Origin of the sequence: Methanococcoides burtonii DSM 6242 (genome assembly GCF_000013725.1) — an archaeon.
Classification (GTDB): Archaea; Halobacteriota; Methanosarcinia; order Methanosarcinales; family Methanosarcinaceae; genus Methanococcoides; species Methanococcoides burtonii.
This window is the reverse complement of the sequence record NC_007955.1, coordinates 1621636-1641309: the sequence shown is the minus strand read 5'-3', so window position 1 is coordinate 1641309 and position 19674 is coordinate 1621636. Positions and strand designations below refer to the sequence as shown.

Annotated in this window: 20 protein-coding genes and 1 tRNA gene; 14 read left to right on the top strand and 7 right to left on the bottom strand. The window is 43.0% G+C overall.

Features of this window, described 5'->3' with window-relative positions:
* Window positions 1-21: 21 nt before the first annotated feature.
* The 5 genes from MBUR_RS08065 to MBUR_RS08045 are packed head-to-tail and all read left to right on the top strand — an operon-like array spanning window position 22 to window position 3384.
* A complete protein-coding gene (locus MBUR_RS08065; RefSeq protein ID WP_011499612.1) occupies window positions 22-981 on the top strand; it encodes a beta-ribofuranosylaminobenzene 5'-phosphate synthase in 960 nt (319 codons plus the stop codon).
* Between the two features lies 1 nt (window position 982).
* A complete protein-coding gene (locus MBUR_RS08060) occupies window positions 983-1996 on the top strand; it encodes an NOP5/NOP56 family protein (protein ID WP_048063320.1) in 1014 nt (337 codons plus the stop codon).
* Complete coding sequence (locus tag MBUR_RS08055; protein ID WP_011499610.1) at window positions 1997-2689, top strand: fibrillarin-like rRNA/tRNA 2'-O-methyltransferase; 693 nt, start codon at window positions 1997-1999, stop codon at window positions 2687-2689.
* 27 nt (window positions 2690-2716) lie between these two features.
* Complete coding sequence (locus tag MBUR_RS08050; RefSeq protein WP_011499609.1) at window positions 2717-2959, top strand: DUF2769 domain-containing protein; 243 nt, start codon at window positions 2717-2719, stop codon at window positions 2957-2959.
* Complete coding sequence (locus MBUR_RS08045) at window positions 2956-3384, top strand: rhodanese-like domain-containing protein (protein ID WP_011499608.1); 429 nt, start codon at window positions 2956-2958, stop codon at window positions 3382-3384. The genes MBUR_RS08050 and MBUR_RS08045 overlap by 4 nt, the downstream gene beginning before the upstream one ends.
* Before the next feature lie 7 nt (window positions 3385-3391).
* On the opposite strand, the gene MBUR_RS14415 is transcribed toward MBUR_RS08045, so the two are convergent.
* Window positions 3392-3742 (bottom strand): hypothetical protein, encoded by a 351-nt coding sequence (locus MBUR_RS14415; protein ID WP_232221886.1) that lies wholly within the window; start codon window positions 3740-3742, stop codon window positions 3392-3394.
* 6 nt (window positions 3743-3748) lie between these two features.
* Entirely contained in the window at window positions 3749-4021 is a 273-nt protein-coding gene (locus MBUR_RS14410; protein WP_232221885.1) for a hypothetical protein, read from the bottom strand.
* Between the two features lie 442 nt (window positions 4022-4463).
* Here MBUR_RS14410 and MBUR_RS08035 point away from each other — a divergent pair, with 442 nt between their 5' ends.
* Both MBUR_RS08035 and MBUR_RS08030 read left to right on the top strand, forming a co-directional pair.
* Window positions 4464-4856, top strand: coding sequence for a response regulator (locus MBUR_RS08035; RefSeq protein WP_048063601.1), 393 nt, complete (start codon window positions 4464-4466; stop codon window positions 4854-4856).
* A gap of 105 nt (window positions 4857-4961) precedes the next feature.
* Window positions 4962-5660 (top strand): HAD family hydrolase, encoded by a 699-nt coding sequence (locus MBUR_RS08030; protein ID WP_011499606.1) that lies wholly within the window; start codon window positions 4962-4964, stop codon window positions 5658-5660.
* On the opposite strand, the gene MBUR_RS08025 is transcribed toward MBUR_RS08030, so the two are convergent.
* Entirely contained in the window at window positions 5646-6053 is a 408-nt protein-coding gene (locus tag MBUR_RS08025) for a PaaI family thioesterase (RefSeq protein WP_011499605.1), read from the bottom strand. The two genes, MBUR_RS08030 and MBUR_RS08025, sit on opposite strands and share 15 nt — an antisense overlap.
* Before the next feature lie 431 nt (window positions 6054-6484).
* On the opposite strand from MBUR_RS08025, the gene MBUR_RS08020 reads away from it, so the two are divergent.
* The 4 genes from MBUR_RS08020 to MBUR_RS08005 all read left to right on the top strand — a co-directional run bounded on the left by MBUR_RS08020 (window position 6485) and on the right by MBUR_RS08005 (window position 9526).
* The gene (locus MBUR_RS08020; RefSeq protein ID WP_011499604.1) at window positions 6485-6835 is read left to right on the top strand and encodes a hypothetical protein; all 351 of its coding nucleotides are present in this window, start codon (window positions 6485-6487) and stop codon (window positions 6833-6835) included.
* A gap of 112 nt (window positions 6836-6947) precedes the next feature.
* Window positions 6948-7748, top strand: coding sequence for a molybdate ABC transporter substrate-binding protein (gene modA / locus MBUR_RS08015; protein WP_011499603.1), 801 nt, complete (start codon window positions 6948-6950; stop codon window positions 7746-7748).
* A complete protein-coding gene (gene modB, locus MBUR_RS08010; RefSeq protein WP_011499602.1) occupies window positions 7748-8416 on the top strand; it encodes a molybdate ABC transporter permease subunit in 669 nt (222 codons plus the stop codon). The genes modA and modB overlap by 1 nt, the downstream gene beginning before the upstream one ends.
* A 9-nt stretch (window positions 8417-8425) precedes the next feature.
* Window positions 8426-9526 (top strand): ABC transporter ATP-binding protein, encoded by a 1101-nt coding sequence (locus MBUR_RS08005; protein ID WP_011499601.1) that lies wholly within the window; start codon window positions 8426-8428, stop codon window positions 9524-9526.
* Window positions 9527-9597: 71 nt separating this feature from the next.
* Here MBUR_RS08005 and MBUR_RS08000 read toward each other — a convergent pair.
* The 4 genes from MBUR_RS08000 to MBUR_RS07985 all read right to left on the bottom strand — a co-directional run bounded on the left by MBUR_RS08000 (window position 9598) and on the right by MBUR_RS07985 (window position 16187).
* Window positions 9598-9672 (bottom strand) — tRNA-Arg (locus MBUR_RS08000).
* 225 nt (window positions 9673-9897) lie between these two features.
* On the bottom strand, window positions 9898-12264 hold the full coding sequence (locus tag MBUR_RS13030) for a PQQ-binding-like beta-propeller repeat protein (protein WP_198003718.1): 2367 nt from the start codon (window positions 12262-12264) through the stop codon (window positions 9898-9900).
* Between the two features lie 246 nt (window positions 12265-12510).
* The gene (locus MBUR_RS13025) at window positions 12511-14481 is read right to left on the bottom strand and encodes a PGF-pre-PGF domain-containing protein (protein WP_011499599.1); all 1971 of its coding nucleotides are present in this window, start codon (window positions 14479-14481) and stop codon (window positions 12511-12513) included.
* Between the two features lie 98 nt (window positions 14482-14579).
* A complete protein-coding gene (locus MBUR_RS07985; RefSeq protein WP_048063319.1) occupies window positions 14580-16187 on the bottom strand; it encodes a DUF4430 domain-containing protein in 1608 nt (535 codons plus the stop codon).
* A 333-nt stretch (window positions 16188-16520) separates the two neighbouring features.
* Between MBUR_RS07985 and MBUR_RS07980 the strand changes: the two genes are divergently transcribed.
* Genes MBUR_RS07980 through MBUR_RS07970 form a run of 3 tightly spaced genes read left to right on the top strand, consistent with a single transcriptional unit; the run spans window position 16521 to window position 19624 of the window.
* Window positions 16521-17636 carry an ABC transporter substrate-binding protein gene (locus MBUR_RS07980; protein ID WP_083754959.1) on the top strand — a complete coding sequence of 372 codons (1116 nt, stop codon included), beginning with the start codon at window positions 16521-16523 and terminating at the stop codon, window positions 17634-17636.
* A gap of 16 nt (window positions 17637-17652) precedes the next feature.
* Window positions 17653-18825, top strand: a complete 1173-nt coding sequence (locus tag MBUR_RS07975) for a FecCD family ABC transporter permease (RefSeq protein WP_232221884.1) — start codon at window positions 17653-17655, stop codon at window positions 18823-18825.
* Entirely contained in the window at window positions 18818-19624 is an 807-nt protein-coding gene (locus MBUR_RS07970) for a heme ABC transporter ATP-binding protein (RefSeq protein ID WP_011499595.1), read from the top strand. Before MBUR_RS07975 ends, MBUR_RS07970 begins: the two co-directional genes overlap by 8 nt.
* The last annotated feature ends 50 nt before the right edge of the window (window positions 19625-19674 follow it).

The window sequence follows — 19674 nt, the reverse complement described above, 5'->3', positions numbered from 1 at the left end:
TATGAACACAGATAACCGACCATGATCAAAATAAGGTCTCCATCCAGATTGCATCTATCATTGATAGATCTGAATGCAGAGATCGGCAGAATAGATGGCGGTGTAGGGATAACTCTTGACCATCCCAATATTGTGCTTTCTGCTGAAAAGGCAGATGGGGTCGAAGTGACGGGTAACTGCAGTTTTGCAGACCGTATGGTCGAAGCAGCAAAGGCTGTTCTTTCTGTGGGGGAGGGTGTCCTCATACATGTCGAAGAGGATATGCCTGCCCATGTGGGTCTTGGTTCCGGGACACAGTCTGCGTTGAGTGCGGCAGCGGCAGTGAACGAGCTCTATGGTCTCGGGCTGACCGTGAGGGAGCTTGCTATCGCAGTTGGCAGGGGCGGTACTTCTGGAATTGGAGTCGCCTCCTTTGAAAGCGGTGGCTTTCTTGTTGATGTCGGGCATAAGTTCAGTGAGAAAGGTTCTTTCTCTCCTTCCTCTGCCAGCAAAGCAGCACCTGCTCCTGTCGTTTTCAGGCATGATCTTCCGGATTGGGACATTATTCTCGCAATTCCTGATTCTGTTGGTGCACATGATTCGCAAGAGGTCGATATTTTCAAAACGGAATGTCCTATACCTTTGAGCGAGGTACAGGAAGTCTGTCATGTGGTGCTGATGAAGATGTTGCCTGCTATACTCGAAGGCGATATAGAGAATTTCGGGTTTGCCGTGGACCATTTACAGAATGTTGGTTTCAAGAAGCGCGAAGTTGCTTTGCAATCCCGGCAAGTAAGGGACCTTATGGAATTTATGCAGGACCTTGGTACATGTGGGGCAGGGATGAGCTCCTTTGGTCCTGCGGTATTTGGATTTATTGATAACAGAAATATGGCTGAGCAAATAAGGGATGAAGTGCAACATTTCCTTGATGAGACAGGGGGCGGCACCGTTGTCCTTACTAAAGCGAACAATTCCGGTGCAATGGTATGGAAGGATTGATTTGAAGATCATTACTTGGTATGGTATACTGACCATCGGTGACGATGGTGTTAGTGAATGTGAACCTTTCAACAAAGATGTTGATGAGCTTGCGGAACTTCTGCTCCGGAAGGACGTTGTCGCATATTCTCCCGGCAGTGGTTTCGATATACGTACAGTGGCCATTGAATGCGGGTTCGTGGAAAACGATGAGGAATACAATTCTCTGTTAAGGGATGTGTCTATTCGTGCTGCGAAGTTACAGATATCGAGGACGAATACTCCGGATATGCAAATAATTCAGGCGGTAGAGGCGCTGGATGATATCGATGATGTTGTCAACGTGCTTTCCGAACGTCTGTCCGAATGGTATGGTCTGCATTTTCCGGAATTGGGTCTAAGTTCTGAACCGCTTGCACGTTTCGTTAGCGAGTTCGGTTCACGCAACAACGTTCCTGCCGAACATCCTATGTTCGAAAAGGCAACCTCTTCCATGGGTTCTGAACTCCCTTCTGCTGATGAGGAACTTATAAAGGGCTTTGCTTCCAATGCTTGTGAACTTTATGACAGTCGGCACAGCATTGAAGCGAGTATAGTCAGGAATATGGAAAAAATGGCACCGAACGTTACATTGATCACAGGGTCTCTCATCGGTGCCCGTTTTATTAGTATGACAGGTGGCCTCGCAAGGCTTTCTCAATTGCCATCGAGCACAGTTCAGGTCATGGGTGCCAATAGGGCACTTTTTAAACATCTTCGTGGGCGAGCACCGTCCCCAAAGCACGGTATAATATTCAATAATCCTCTGGTCAAGAACTCTCCCTGGTGGCAGAGGGGTAAGATCGCACGTGCGCTGGCTGCAAAGATAAGTCTGGCAGCACGCATGGATGTTTATTCCGGTGAATTGCATCCTGAGATAAAGGTCGACCTTGAAAAGAAGGTAAATTCTATAAAAGCTGCCAATCCAAAGCCTCCCGTTAAACAAAAACCCGCTGGTAAAGGATACAAGGGTAAAAATAAAGGAGGCGAGAGATAAATGGATGTGAATGAGATCTCAGAGGGCATATTCGAGGTTCGAAAAGGTGGTAAGAAGATATTGGCTACAAAGAATGCCAACCCCGGCTCGAACGTCTATGGTGAGAATCTGCTGGAGGAAGAAGGTGAGGAATATCGTGCCTGGGATGCTCGCAGGAGCAAACTCGCGGCAATGGTTATCAAGAAGATGAAGGTGCCCATAAAAAGCAATTCAAGGGTATTGTATCTTGGAGCCGCATCCGGCACTACTGTAAGCCACGTTTCAGATATGCTTCCCAATGGTATCGTCTATGCGGTTGAGTTCTCTCCACGTACGATGCGGGAATTGATCCAGCTTTGTGATACAAGGTCCAATATCGTGCCAATACTTGCAGACGCCTCCCGTCCGAAACTTTATGCTCATATCGTTGAACAGGTCGATGTGATCTTCCAGGATGTTGCTCAGCCGAATCAGGCGCAGATCGCTGCGGTGAATGCGGGGCAATTCCTTAAGGAAGATGGGTATCTGCTTCTTTCCATTAAGGCCAGAAGTATCGATACGGTGGCGAATCCTTCCAAGGTCTTCAAAGAGGAAGTGAACAAACTGGAAAAGGACTTTGATACTCAATTCAAAGTTATTAAGAAATACGATCTTGCACCATTCCATGAGGACCATTTGGGACTGATTGCAAAAAAGAAGCTTAAAGAAAACTAAATATTTTCTCTATGTGGGGGGCTGCGAATGTCAGATACTGAGAAAAGACTGTCCGGTGGGAAATATTTTGGGGTATGCCCATCTTTCCACCATTCAAAAGCTTGCAACTGCAAACGTTGTCCTTCATATCCCGGAGATGGTTATATGTTCTGTGCACGCGGTAATGATCGCCCGCTTCCGGAAAAAAAGGAATGTCTTTGCAGGGAATGTTATGTTTACAAGCAGTTTGGCTTCGAAGGAGATTTCTTTTGCCGGGGTGATGTAAAATGAGCATTCTTTCAAATAATATCACTATGTTGGTGATCTTATTGGTGATCGCATGCATTGCTTTAGGATTTATTGGATATGATAAATTTGCACCAAATCAAAATGGGACAGATGTGAGCTATACTGATGTCTCCGTTCATGAGGCTAAAGATATATTCGATAAGGGAGATGTTTTTCTTCTGGATGTGCGCACGGAAAGTGAGTTCAATTCAGGCCATCTCGAAGGTGCAGTAAATATCGAAGTCTCACAATTGGGGACACGGCTTAATGAAGCTCCAGCGGACAAGGTCATACTGGTCTATTGCCGTACCGGGGTAAGAAGTGTCAGGGCAAGTAAAACACTTGTTAACGCCGGTTATACGGATGTCTATAATATGAAAGGCGGTATTATGGCATGGATGTCAGCAGGTTATCCTTACGTAAGCTGATCCCTTTTTATTTTTCACTCTTTTCCCTATATCCTTTGGCAAGTTCGATGTTCACGGAAACTACATCTCTGTTGGTCCTTTCAAAGAAATATCCTTCGAATATTTCCGGCAGAGCGTCTGCATCTTCCTGTTTGGTGATCATCATTCCTGCGGGGACATACCTGTTCTCTGGAATTTCCACGCCAAAAGCACCGGATTTGGGTTCAAGCACGGAGCCCTTACCAACATTTGCATTGAATACCAGTGTCTGCATTGCGAGAAATGCATCATCACAGACTGCAGCCGGGCCGTGGATCTGTGATTGGTGAGCAATTGAAACTCTTTCTCCTACATATACTGAATATGGTCTACCTTCCACATTCACCTAATTCGCTTTAATTGGATTTCCTTTGATGTCAATTGTCTTCATGCCATGCACGATAACTCCATCCTGAACATTGCTGTTGTCACCAATGCTGATGGGGCTACCTTCATCGGCTCTTATGGATACAAAGGGGGATACCATTACTCTTTTTCCAATGGTTACATCTCCGATCACAATTGCTTGTGGGTGAATATATGCGGTATCGTCAATTGATGGAGCTTTCATCTCAGGATTCCAGGATGTCAATGGTGTGTGTTCTATATTTTCCGGCATTGTTATCTACAGATGAACTTCTTATTTATACAAATTTCGTCAACATTTTTAAAATAATGGTATATTAATCTTATTTATGAAAAAGTTTAAAAAAATATTTCATATCATTTGAAATGGTGAATTTCCCTTTTCCGAAATGTTGTTGCAGATCTTTCAGCAAATACTATTTATGCTCTGTTACTAACACAATTCACCTACATTTGTGGTCGAATTTAGTAAAGATCTTATGTTCATGAACAGGTAATGAAAATAAATTTATACTAATCGCGACTGGTTATAGTATAGGTATCTCAAAATGTATCTATATTAAGAAAACTACTTCGTTAAGTCCATAGTTGTTTAATTCATTTATTGACGGCAGCAGCACAAATTTCATGGACTATACATATGTTAAAGTTTTTAGGGGCACGTTTACTAAAAGTTGGGGAGTGAAGGGCGCATGATGAAAGGGACAAACATTTTAGTCGTCGAAGACGAGAATATTGTGGCGCTGAGCATCAAGAACAAGCTCGAAAGCTTGGGATATTCAGTTCCGAGTACTGCTTCATCCGGGGAGGAAGCAATTACTAAAGCAGACCTTTTTTATCCCGATCTTGTATTGATGGATATTATGCTGAGAGGAGACATGGACGGCATTGAAGCTGCAAATGAGATTCGTACCAAATTTGATATTCCTGTTATCTTCCTTACAGCATATACCGATGATAATACACTTGAGAAGGCTAAGGTCGCAGAACCTTATGGGTACATATCTAAGCCGTTCAAAGAACAAGATCTCAAATCTAATATTGAGATCGCACTTCACAGACATGAAAAGGAGATCCGTTTAAAGTAAATCCTCCGGATTTCATTGCTTTTCATGTTCTTGTTCTATTGTAATTGATTGTAACTATTTTCAATATATGTTATTCTGCAATACAGTTTTATTCGAGGGTAAATTATGCTAAAAGCTCTGATATTCGATATGGATGGTGTTCTGGTAGATTCTATGCCTTATCATACCGAAGCTTTGAGCCACGTTTTTGCTGAAATGGGTTTTTCCATGGATGCTCGGCATGTCTATAATATGGAAGGCTCAAAGACAGTGGAGATCGTAAGGTTCCTGCTGGAAAAAGATGGTATCGATCTTCTGGAAGTTGATGTAGATGAATTGATACACAGATATCGGGATGAGTTTGCCAGAATTGTAGAACTGAAGGCTTTTAGTGAGGTCCTCGAGTGTCTTCCTATTTTAAAAGAGCGTTTTATGCTTGCGGTGGTTTCCGGAGCTGACCGGAATATAGTGCAAGATATTATCACTAATCTTTATGGTGGTATTTTTGATGTTGTCATAAGTGGGGAGGATGTTGATAATGGTAAGCCTGCCCCTGATCCTTTTCTGAGTGCTGCTGATATGTTCGGATTGGATGCAAATGAATGTCTTGTTGTGGAAAATGCAGCAATGGGTGTTGAAGCTGCAAATCGGGCAGGTATGTTCTGTCTGGCTGTTCCGACCTATGTCAGTAAGGAAAGCCTGAAAAATGCAGACCGTTTAGTGGATGACCATCGGATGCTAAGGGATTTCCTTCTTGAACTTGATCATCTGGAAAAGGAAGCTGTTGAGTTTTTACGCCTGAAATTTAATTTAGCTCATAAATGAATCTACACTCATTTTTTTCCTGTATGCCATTCCCTGGAATATTGCGATGGCATTTCCTTCTTCGTCTGTAATGTCTACTGTATAGGTTGCTATCTTTGGATTTTTTGAATTTTCGCGCGCCTGGGCATATAGGGTCCCGGATGTTGTGGAAGTTACGAACGATATATTGGCATTTATTGCGACTGCAACCGTACCATGAGAATTGGAAGCGGCAGCAAATGCGAAGTCTGCAAGGGTAAATATTGCTCCTCCCTGAACGATACCCACACCGTTCAGGTGATGTTCGTGGATGTCCATTTTTGCTTTTGCATAGCCTTCTGAGACTTCCAGAAGTTTAATATCGATGTGTTCTGCAAATCTGTCCATTTTGAGAAATTCTTTTATTTTTTCCATTGTATCGTACCAATTTAGTTCTTTGATCAGATGTGTATCTTCTGAATCTACATTATTTCTTCTTTTCTCTGAGTTATATTTGCAAAATAATAATATGTAACATTTGGGAAAGTACTGTCCATAAACGAGAATAAGGCGTATTAGTGCAATACCCCCTTAGTTCCAGTGGAACATTAGCGTTGTTTATGTATCTATTTTAATATCTATTGGCTATGATCGAAGGATCTACCATATTTTATGCACAATAAGGCAAATAGAAGGTCTTTTAAATAGTGGCTTCATAGATTATTTATATATTTGTTTGGAACATGTTGTTCAATCTAAATATATACACCGTTTTCAATTGTGGGGGTCATTATAATGGAAAATACCTATTCGAAGTTTTGGGATGCAGATGAATTCATTCTTGTTAGTGATGGAAAAAGCCTGCAATGAATTGGGCGGTCAAGGAACTCAGGAAGAAAGGAAAAACGGTTCATTTTATTGATCTTTCTGATAGGCCCGAACTCGATGCAATCAAATCTATAGGTGAAGCTCCGGAAGGTGTGGAAAATGTGGTTATAGGTCTGACAAAGACCGAACCTGCAGATGCTATGAAAGGACTGTTCGAGAAAGGCGTGGTCAATACATGGGTTCACTGGAAAACGGATACTCCCGCGGTGAGAGAACTTTGTGCAGATCATCAATGTTACACTGGCAGATGTCCGATGCTGTATCTTGGAAACGATCTAAGCATACATGGTGTCCATAGGATGTTCGCCAAGATCATCGGAAAATATTAATGTTTAGTTCTTTTCTGTCGTCTGACAATAAATTTTTTATGCAAGCAATCCAATCACATTTTGTTATGTTTTATTAAACATAACGGTATATTATGGTGACTAGGGGTATTGTATGGATAAAAATCGTTTGTTAATGGCAGCATTGATCATATCGGTACTGATCATAGCACTAGGTGCTTTCGTGATATTATTGCCCTCGGATAATGATGCGAGGTCCAAGGTCACTGTTTCAGCTGCTGCAAGCTTGACAGAGAGTTTCACTGAGATTGAAAATAAGTTCGAAGAGGGGCATCCCGATATTGATATCGTTCTTAATTTAGCAGGATCGGGTACTCTTCGTATGCAAATTGAAGCGGGTGCTCCGATCGATGTTTTTGCTTCGGCTTCCCAGAAACACATGGATCTCCTTGGGTCCGAGAATTTGATCTATGCAGATACAAGGAATGATTTTGCTGAAAATTCTCTTGTGATGATAGTTCCTGAACCAAGTAGGAATGATATAAAGTCCCTTGAAGACCTTGCAGATGGATCTATTACAAAGATAGCTATTGGGGATCCGGAGATCGCACCTGTGGGTAGATATACGAAAGATGCACTTGAGACTGCTTTTTTGTGGGATGATGTTAGTGATAAGTTAATTTATGCGGAGAGTGTGAAACAGGTGCTCGTCTATGTTGAGAGCGGGGAAGTTGATGCGGGATTTGTTTATATGACCGATGCGATGTCCTCAGATATGGATAAGATCGATGTTGTTGCTCAAATTCCGGTGAGTACCAGTATTAGTTATCCTATTGCGGTCGTTTCCTTCTCTGATAAGACGATAGCATCTCAGGAATTCATCGATTATGTTATTTCGGATGAAGGAAAAGATATATTCGTAAAATATGGCTTTACTGTAATGGATGATAATTGATGCTTGAAGATGCCTTGATCCCCCTCTCGATCACTTTAAAGGTGGCTGTTCTGTCCACCGTTCTGGTTGCTGTATTTGGTATTCTCATATCTTATGCACTTGCAAGAAGAGATTTCAGGGGGAAATGGCTGGCTGATATCCTGGTAACTCTTCCGCTTGTTCTTCCTCCAACTGTTACGGGATATCTTCTTGTTGTTTTGTTGGGGAGGAACGGTGCAATAGGTAGTTTTCTTTTTGAGATTACAGGCTGGTCACTGCTTTTTACATGGCATGCTGCGGTGATCGCAGCTTTTGTTGTGTCACTTCCTCTGATGGTGAAGACCACTGCTTCTGCTATCAGTGCGGTGGATCGCGAACTGGAGTATGCAGCTTATACTCTTGGACACAGTGAGCTTGAGACCATGCTCTTTGTTACCCTCCCCCTTGCTAAAAAAGGCATACTTGCAGGGATCGTGTTAAGTTTTGCAAGGGCTGTGGGAGAGTTCGGTGCTACCCTTATGGTTGCGGGCAATATTCCGGGAAAAACGAATACCATGTCGCTGTCTATCTATACGGCATTCCAGTCAGGCAATGATGCTCTTGCCAACATTCTTGTAATCACTCTGGTCGTTGTTTCATTGGTATCCATGGCAATGGCTGCAAAGTTTGTGGATCGTTGGAGTGTGTGAGGTCGTCAAATGGGCATTAAAGTGAGTTTGTCAAAGAAATATCGGTCCCATGGCAGAAAGGGTAGTGGGGATGATATTTTTTCCCTGGATGTCAGTTTTGAGGTAGGGGATGAGCTGGTGGTCCTTTTTGGTCGCTCCGGTTCAGGTAAGACTACGACACTTCGGTGTATCGCAGGGCTGGAAACCCCCGAATGCGGAAATATCGTTGTTAATGGGAAAACATATTACGATAGTGAGTCAGGAATTGATCTTAAGCCACAGTACAGGAGGCCTGGGTATGTTTTCCAGAACTATGCTCTTTTCCCGCATATGGATGTGGGGAAGAACATTGTTTATGGTCTTAAGGGTTGGAGTCCGGAGAAGAAGAAGGAGCGGTTATTCGAAATGCTTCGGCTGTTGCATATCGAAGGGCTGGAAGGTCGCTATCCTTCTCAATTGTCCGGTGGTCAGAAACAGAGGGTAGCCCTTGCGCGTGCCCTTGCGCCAAGTCCCGATATTCTGTTGCTGGATGAGCCTTTCTCTGCTCTTGATATGGTTGTCAGGATGCGTTTGAGGGAGAGAATAAAAGTTATTCAGAAGGAGCTTGGTATTCCTATCATGTTTATCACCCATAGTCCCGAAGAAGCGTTTTCACTTGCAGACAGGGTTGTGGTTCTTCATGACGGGCAGGTTCACCAGTCAGGCAGTCCGCGGGATGTGTTCTATTCTCCTGTTGATAGAGATGTGGCAGAACTTGTGGGTGTCAGCAATATCTTTGGGAATGGGAATGTGGTCGACAGTTGTCCTGCCGGTTTTGTTCTTGAAAGCAGAGGTATACAATTTGTTACAAGTTCTGATGTGGCGGGTCTTGATAATGTTTCATGGGGAGTAAGGCCGGAAAACATACATCTGATGGTCTATAACGAGGATTCGCTTTCAGATGAGGGTAATGTGTTTGCAGGCACTATCCTTGATGTTACTGATAAGGGTAGCAGCAAATTGATGGCAGTTGAACTTGATGGAAGTAATGTGGTTCTATTTTGTGATGTTCCAACACGGCTTCTGGATGATGTTCAGGGATCACGTGTCATTGTGAAGATCGCAGCGAACGATGTGCTGGTCTTTGAGTAAGGTGTATATGTTTTTAAAATTCAAAAAAGCAAATAACAGCCCTTAAAAAAGAGCTATCAAAAGAGTTCTAACGGACCCGGTGGGAGTTGAACCCACGACCCCCGGGTTAGAAGCCCGGTGCTATATCCTGGCTAAGCCACGGGCCCAAAATTGTTATTCTGGGCAGATGAGATGTGACATGGCTGTTTATGCATAAAAGCCTTTTGTACGGGGGCTGATGTGAGGTGCCAAATCTTGGTAATAATACGATTTTTTGTTCTTGAAAAAAACATTTAGTGATTCATATATCATTATACTTTTTCCATATATGGCAATTCAAATGACATGAAATAGGGATGGTACTGTCGTCCTTAATGGTGGGTAAATTTGGTTTACCCACCGACCTTAAATATCCTCCTCCTTTCTTTTCTTCTTGCAATGTAAATGGCCGAGATGGAAAATGTAACTATTGCAAATAATGATCCAAATCCGGGTAACTTCAAGTTAGCTTTTTCATCGATGTTTGATCCCTCGCCAAAAGCATAGACCTTCCCATCTGCAATAGTAAATACCATCTCATCTGCAACAGCAGGTGACGATCCTCCGAATGGTGAGTTCCATATTAGTTCCCCGGTAAATGCATCCAGGGCACATGTTCCATTCAGTCCGGTATAATCATCCTCTGTCTCAAAAGCAGTACCTACGAATATCTTCTCGTCTGCAATTGCAACTGAGCAAAGCCAGCCTCCAATTCCATCTTCTGGAGTTGTGTTCCACTTAAGTTCTCCGGTTATTGCATCAAAACAATATGTTTGCAGATCACTGTAACCATAACATCCGCCAGCAACATAGACGTTACCATAGGCAACTGCCGGGGTAGAATCTGTTGAATGGATATCTTCTTTCCATAAAATGGAACCATTGTTCTTGTTCAGTGCGTAGATCTCGCCTTCACCATAGAAATTGTAGGTGGTCACATAAACAATATCACCATAGATAGTTGGAGAGCTACAGCAGTTGTTGATAATTTCGTTCTGGTCCCAGAGAAGTTCGCCAGTATTCGCATCAACGCAGTAGACATTTCCACCGTAGGTCTGGCCGTAGATCCAGGTTGTAAAATATACCCTTTCATTATCATACGCAGGGGTTGCTTGTGCATTTCCTTCTGTACTAAAATTCCATATTTCTTCTCCGGTAACTTCATCGAAGCAGTAATAGTTACCATCCCACTCACCCTCGAAGAGTTTCCCGTCTGCCACCGTTGTGGCACTGTTGACTGAATCAGGTAATCCACACCACACATTTCCATCATGGTATGCAGGAGATGCGATAGATTTGTATTTAGTGCTTCCATTGCTGTGATTTGACAGGAATTCACCTGTATACTGGTCAAGAGACCTGACATAGTCTCCGCAGTTCACGTACACTTTATTGTTGGCGATCACGGTTGATGATCCTTTTACAGCTCCAATATCTTCGCTGGCCCACAACATATTGTTCGTATCCGGGGTATTTGATGGGGAAAATCCGGTATTTCTGGTATCTTTGTGAAACTGTTCCCAACCTTCAGGGATCATTTCCTGAATGCAGTAGAGGTATCCGCCATCGGTCCCGAAGTATATCTTCCCATCGGAAATTGCTGCGCCTTGTAAGATGTATCCAACGTCATCCGTGGGGTCATATTCCCATGCAAGAGTTCCATCTTCTTCCAGGCAGTAAAGGGAACCATCACTCTCTGCACCTGTAAAGTAAATATAAGTTATTTCGTTCTCCACGGCGAGGACCGGAGAGGATTTCACGCCGGCATCAACGAAATAGGACCATAAGACATCCCCGTTCGAATCATCCAGGCAGGTGAGGTGGCCTGTGTATCCATGTTCCCCCTGTCCTACGTAGACTTTTCCATCATGGACCGCAGGGGTTGATGTGCTGAATCCGTTCTGGGTACACCATCCTTCATCGATGAAATACCCATTCTCGAACCCTATTTTCCATACATAACCTAAAGCCTGTCCTCTTTCTGAGGTTGTATATATGTAGCCATCGTGATATGTAACAGATGAGCGGAACATTCCCGGATCCTCTTTTGAAAACCTAATGTCTTCGGAACCGAGGTCTATCTCATCTGTAAGCTCCCCGGTTTCTTTATCGAGGCTTAACAATTTGCCTTCGTGTGTGGAATATACAAGGAAATCCCCTATGACAGATGCACCATTCCAGAGGAACCCCGCTGAGTTCCCATTAGCATATTTCCAGAGCAATTGCCCTGTGTCATCGTAACAATAGTAATATTTTGTATCTATGCCACCCCTTAGGCCATCTCCGATGTATAGTCTGTGATCGAAGTAGGTTATAGGGCACTCAAAATTACTGTCTGTAACATGCTCACTCCACAGTTCTTCCCCGCTGGAAGCATCGAATGCAAAAAGGTCACCGCTGTTGCTGGCAACAAAGAGCTTTCCATCCCCATAAGCTGGTGTAGATGATTGAAGTGCACTTCCCCCTGAAGTTTTGCTTCTCCATATCAGTGCCCCATTATGCTTGTTGAATGCCCAGACGGAACCATTCGTTGTGTGGGTGTACACAAGGTCCCCTGCAATTACAGGTGGAACATTGATCCCATTGTCTCCATTAGCAGAAGTGTGTTCGTGCCAGAGCATTTCCGGTTCAGTTTTCACTGCAGGTCCGGGTTCCAATGCGTTATTTTTCCAATCTGACTGGAACTGGGGCCAATCAGATGCGCTAGCAATGCTAGCCATTGAAGTTAATAAAATGAGACTTAATAAGATCATGAACGATCTAGATATTTTTATTTTATACATTTGATATTCATCCTTCCTATACTACTTTTGAAAGGTCTGCGCTCCCAGTTACTATGTTCGAGTCCAAGCTGAAGTCTGATCTTCACTCCAATTTAGATAAAAACAATTCTGAGAAATGTGGGTCCTTTAATAAAAATAAAAAGCAGATGGCAGGTGGCCATCTGATGTGTTTTAAGGGTTCTATCATTGTCCTTTTTTCTTTATGCAAAATACCGATAGCAATAATCCGATCACCATAAAGATACCTTCAAATCCAGGGTTCTCTTTAGGTGTATCAGCTTGCTCTGCGGAATCGGCCTCTTCCAGGCTCTCCTGCTCAGCCACGTCATTCTCAATTGCAGTTTTAACGATCTGGACCTTTTCACCGGTTATCACAAATGGTGAGAATCCCGGGGTTTCTGCACTAAAATATAAGCTATCTTGATCTTCTCTTTCTGTAATTTCGACCGTGTTCAGAGAATTCCATTTCTCATCGTGGTACCTGTTTAATTTGATCGAAGACCTGTCGATATTGTTCTCATTGATCCAAGATCTCAGGACTTTAAATTCAACATTTATGTTCTCCATGTTCTCAGGTGTTGCAAACCCGACCTTACCAACCCAGATATTCATATTCTGGAAAACTTCTCCTGATATTGGTGTTGCATAAGAGGACGTGGATTTTAATATCTCGATCTTTGCAGCTTTGTATCCTGCATTCATTTTTGGGTCAAATGATATTGACATGATGCAATTACTCGGGTTGTTGAACTCATAATTAGCCCTGTTCCCAACAGTTATTATCGTTTGAAGGTTGTCTTCCAACACGATGTTTTCTGGTGCCTCTCCGGTAGCTCCACCAGATGATCCACTGGATGATCCGGAACTGCTACTATCCGTATCTTCAACTGTTTTCTCTTTATTTGTTAGCCCGAACAGGTAATTTGAGTCGGTTCCGTAGTATACCCATCCATCAGATATTGACACTCCAGCAAGGGAATATGCGGTTTTATCCGGATTTCCGTATGACCACTTCAACTCAGGATCATTATTTTCACCATCGTCTTTTATACAATAGACCTTGCCTTCGGCAGTGTTCGTAGTGAAATATATGTACACGTCACCATTTCCAGCATCATCGTGGCTAGATATGGCTGGGGATGATTGTACTGCACCATCTGTTGAAAAATCCCATATACTTGTCAGATCGGATGCTTTCAGACAGGAAAAACCGTTGCTGTGGCCAACATATATCCTTTCTTTGTAGATTACCGGCGTGGATGTACTTATTCCTATGTTTGCTTTGTGTTTGTCCGTTGTATCGAAAAGACCGGTACTTGATTCAAATCCAAGAGCATAGCAATATCCGCTTTTAGAAGTGAAGTATATTTTGTTGTCATCGTACATTATAGAGGATCTGATGTTCCCTACATCTATACCGTATACTGAGGATGCATCGATCTCATCAACGGTATCTCCCGTATTCTTGTTGACAGATGTAAGGTTTGAACCATCATCCCCATAGATCAGATACTTTCCTTTTACGGCCGCACCTGCCCAGTAGTATCCAGTACCGCTGTTAGATGTACGGTTCCAAACCTCTTTGCCCTCGTCATCATAGCAATAGTAAGTACCTGCACTAGAAGTTTCACTGGCACCACCGACAGAACAATCTCCAAAGAATATCTTGTTATTGTCGTATTTAACAGGTGTATTCAATTGAGCATCAGATACTTTTGCGTTCCATTTCTCATTTCCGTTGTCAGCATCGAAAGCATATATGTATCCGTTCATTGTAGGTACAAATATCATATCATTTCCATATGCTAAATTTGATACAAGGAATCCGCTGCCACTAGATGAGCTCTCCCATTCAATTTCACCTGTTTTTTTATGAATTGCAAATACTGTGTTATCGCCGGTTGCCACGTAAACAAGGTCATCGATAACAATTGGAGTACAGTCTATACCGTCTGACAACTGTTTTTCCCATGACATAGAATTATCATCCCATGGATCTGAAATTGGTGATTCATCACCTGTAACTCCTGAATTGGCTTCATCCATCTGGAACTGGTACCAGTTGGATGATGCACATGCCATCGATGGCAGGATTAAAATTATCAGTATTACGCCCGAAAGAAGAGCAATTCTCTTTTTATTCATTTCTTCCATTCAATTACCTCTTAACATTTTTCAATATGCTTAATATTTTTAAAAAGTGCGTCGGGAGATGATTTTCCCGACAATTCCGTTCATCAAATTCTCCGGATTCACAAACTTCTTTTCATGATGAACATTGCTGAGAGCAATAGTCCGGAAACTGCAAATATTCCTTCAAATCCGGGTGTATCATTTTGAGCTTTTTCAGTCTCAACATTTGATTCAGTAACCGGCTCGAATTTTTGTGGTTCCGATGTTGTCTCTTCCTCAACTGCTGGAGTGTCCTCTACAGCCTGCGGTTCTTCGGTAGTAACCGGTTCTTCTTCATCGACAAGTTTCGCAATAGTAGCATGACCTGTTCCACCACCACTACTTCCACTACTTCCACTACTGACAGTTTCAATTGCTACAGATATGTTCATGACCCTGGTCGCTTCTCCGGTCAGGGGTGCATATGACGTGGCATCCGTTGGACAGTACCAGAACGTGATCTTATCCCCGTTACTCACTGAGTTTCCTCCCAGTCCCATGGGAGCTGGTACGCCATTGATAAAAAGGGACCATCCTCTGGATATACCTCCAACGTATGGTTCATTGCTTGTTCCATTGAATGCATTCATGGAGAACGACCCAAATGATGAAAAATACGTATCTGATATGTTGTAACTGATCCCCTGGCTCTCATTCACAAACATGAATGCACCGAGATCTGTAAAGTTATTGATTTCGTAACTTGCAGAATGGTTATTAGTAGGTGTGAAGTTCGCAGTTCCTGATGGAAGTTCTATCTCTCCCTCCCAATAAACCACTGGAGCTTTCAAGGTGATGTTCATGACTCTGGTCGCTTCTCCGGTCAGGGGTACATATGACGTGGCATCCGTTGGACAGTACCAGAACGTGATCTTATCCCCGTTACTCACTGAGTTTCCTCCCAGTCCCATGGGAGCTGGTACGCCATTGATAAAGAGGGACCATCCTCTGGATATACCTCCAACGTATGGTTCATTGATCGTTCCATTGAATGCATTCATGGAGAACGAACCAAATGATGAAAAATACGTATCTGATATGTTGTAACCGATCCCCTGGCTCTCATTCACAAACATAAATGCACCGAGATCTGTAAAGTTATTGATTTCGTAACTTGCAGAATGGTTATTAGTAGGTGTGAAGTTCGCAGTTCCTGATGGAAGTTCTATCTCTCCCTCCCAGTCAACCATTGGAGCTTTTAAGGTGACGTTCATGACCCAAGTAGCGTTTGCAATATCATTCATATATGTAGTAGTGTTCGTTGGGGCGTACCAGAAACTGATCTTATCTCCATTACTCACTGGGTTCCCTCCCAGTCCTCTGCTGGCGTACACATCATTGATATAAAGGTACCATGAACTGGAATTACCTGTTCCCCATGGTTCATTGTTCGTTCCATTGAGAGCATTAATGGAGAACGAACCAAATGATGAAAAATATGCATCTGATATGTTGTAACTGATCCCTTGGCTCTCGTTCACAAGCATGAGTGCACCGAGATCCGTAAAGTTATATGTCGAATAACTCGCGGAGTGGTTGTTGGTAGGTACAAAATCAAATGTACCTGATGGTAACTCAACCTCTCCATCCCAAATGACTGTAGCTTCTGCTCCTGCCATTGATGGTGCCAAAAAAACTGCACTTGCAAGTGCGATCATACATATTATCCATATTCTTTTATTCATCATGTTCACCACATCTCGCTTTTTTTATAAAAAAAATGTCAGCTATATAGACTGTTGTATAAATTAGTGAACTTGCGGTATGATTTAATTGCATATAATCTTCTTTATTTGGATTATACATGTTAGCTGTATGGATACCATTAAAAATAGGTGTGATCTGAATATTGGGGTATTATATGGGTGAAGAACCAGGGAAAGTATTGAGATTCTTTTGTGGAAATATATGATGCTAAAAGAAGATGTATGGGATTAATTTAAAATCATATTACCTATAACGATTACAATCGTAAGCACATCCCATAAACCTTTTATGGGTATATTTCATTACTTGGCATCATGAATGATCATGAGGGATGGAATATGTCAAAGATAACTCCTATTATCCTGTTTATCTCAATCTTATTGCTGATGTCGAACGTGCAGGCAGCTGCAGGCAATACGGTGGAATATCCGATAACTATCACAGATTCTTCCGGCGCCAGCGTGACGATCAAAAATGAACCTGAAAGGATCGTATGCCTTATGCCAAGCATCACAGAGATCGTTTTCACTGTGGGTGCTGGTGACAAGGTAGTTGGCGGGACCGAGGATGACAACTATCCGCCGGAAGCTGAGAACCTGACAAAGGTTGGCAGGTACACCACGATCAACTATGAAACGGTCGCAGGTCTTGAGCCAGATCTCATCCTGCTCGATGAAGCTAATGGGGAAGATACTATCAAACGCCTTGAAGAGCTCAACATACAGACTTTAATGATCAATCCAAAAACAATGGACGAGATCATAGAAAGCATACTCCTTGTAGGGACGATCACGAACAATGAGGACAATGCACAGGAAATAGTAGATGGGATGAGACAAACTATCAGTAACATCACGGACAGTACCAAAGGAATAACTGATGAAGAGAGGCCAAGAGTATTGTACATAGTATGGGACGATCCTATCTATTCAGCCGGAAAATATACATACCCAAATGATCTGATCACCATGGCCGGAGGACAGAACATAATTGAAGCAAACGGGTGGCCTACCATCAACCTTGAAAGCGTCGTCAGTGCTGACCCGCAGATAATAATCTGTTCAGGAATGGGAGGATTGTCCTACCAGATCGCGAACAACACAAGGAACAACGATGCTCTTCAAACAGTATCTGCTATTAAGAACGACAGAGTATACTCTATAAAGGATCCGAACGTCATCGAACTGTCCGGTCCGAGAATAGTCGAGGGCCTGGAAGTACTCCACTTATATATGGGAGATGACTGGGAGCAGAAGGATTACACTAGTTTGAATGACGTAAGCCAGCTGCAAGTAGATGCAGCCCAAGGTCCTGATGAGGGGAGTTATGCGCAGGATGGTGGAAATGCAACTGCAAAGACACCTGGGTTCGGAGTATTGCTTGCCATCAGCATGATGGTCCTTGGATATATGGGAATCAGACGATCCTAAAGCATTAATCGGGGGAATGGATAACATGCCAAAGTATAGTGGTTCCGTAAGAAGCTTAATTATTGCACTGGCAGTGATCCTGCTGATCGTAGTTGTCAGCAACACTGCAATTGGGACTACCAATATTTCACCGGTACTGACCGCTAAGATCATTTATATGGGCCTGCTTGAATGGGTTCAGGGGACAATATTATGGACCTTATCCCTGCTAGGCATCCCTTTTGATGGTTCAGCATTGTTCAACAGCATCTCTCCTGATCGTACATGGACCGACGGTCAGGAAATGATCATTATGGGAATTCGCCTCCCGCGTGTGCTTCTCGCTGCACTCGTGGGAGCTGCACTTGCCACAGCAGGTTGTTCCATGCAGGGTCTTCTGAAGAACCCACTGGCAGATCCTTACATCATAGGAATGTCCTCTGGTGCAGCCCTTGGTGCAGCTATTGGTTTTACACTACTGTTACCGGTACAGCTCATATCTTTTATCTTTGCCACAATTACTATCTTCGTCGTGTATAACATATCTAAGGTTGGCGGGAAGGTTCCTGTCGATACCCTTCTTCTTGCAGGTATAGCTATCAGTTTTTTCTTATCGGCACTTACATCTTTTTTCCTCTTCTTTTCGGAGTCGCTTCATCAGATAATTTACTGGATGATGGGGGGATTCTGGAATGCGAGCTGGGATAAGGTAAAGATCACAATGCTCGTAGTATTTACAGGTATATTATTTTCATATCGGCACTCCTGGATCCTGAATGTGATGTTGCTGGGAGAAGAGCAGGCACAATCCCTGGGTGTAAATATTGAAAGTGTGAAAAAGCAAATACTGGTGATATCTGCATTGATTACAGCTGCTGCAGTATCCGTTAGTGGGATCATAGGATTTGTAGGTCTCATCATTCCTCACATAATGCGCAACCTCATAGGGCCGGACCATAGAGGTCTCCTGCCTGCCTCTACATTAATGGGTGCGATCTTTTTGGTTATCTCTGATACGTTTGCAAGGACATTTCCCTCCATGGTGCAGGCGGTATTGGAGTCAAGCGACATTATGTTGTTCCAGGTAATACTCGAAAGGGTCGGGTCCCTGCAAGGGGTGGATCTTCCAGTAGGCATAGTTACCGCTCTTTTTGGTGCTCCTTTCTTTGTATATCTTCTAAGAAAAAGGAGGAAAAGCCTCTATGCTTGAAGTAAATGGTGTAATTGTAAGATATGGGAGCCGGCAGATACTCAATCAGGTGGACCTTCGTGCAGAAAAAGGAACATTTGTAGGGATCATTGGCCCGAACGGCTCAGGAAAGACTACACTGGTAAAGACTATCAACAATATCATAAAACCAAATTCCGGAAGCATAACTATCGATGGAAGAAGTCTTGATACGATGGGCAGTGTCGAGATCGCAAAGAACATAGCCATGGTCTCGCAGGTAATATCCATTAACTTCGAGTTTACCGTAGAAGACGTTGTCTTGATGGGTCGAACCCCATACATCAAAGGTGCTGAGACGCATGAGGATATGGAAATTGTTCAGGATGCGATGAAAAAGACAAAAATACTTCATCTAAAGGATAGATTCGTTACACAATTAAGTGGTGGAGAATTGCAAAAAGTGATCATTGCCCGTGCGCTTGCTCAGGATCCAAAGATACTGATCCTGGATGAACCAACCTCCCACCTGGACATCACCAATCAGATAGACATACTTAATCTCGTAAAAGAGGCTTCCAGAAAAGGAATGCTTGTCATAGCGGTTATCCATGACCTGAACCTTGCAGCATATTATTGTGACAAGATCTGCCTTATCCGGGATGGAGACTTAATATCCAGTGGTATTCCCGAGGAAGTTCTGACCCCATCCAACATAAAGACCGCATATAACATTGATGTGGAGGTTATCAACAACCAGATCACGAACTCTCTTTATGTTATACCCCGTCTGGAACCATTGAGCAAACAAGAACCTGTTGTTATTTCAGAGTTGATCTGATGGTCTTCTTAATTGCATGCAAACTGATTTGCCGGCTAAGCAACAGCCCC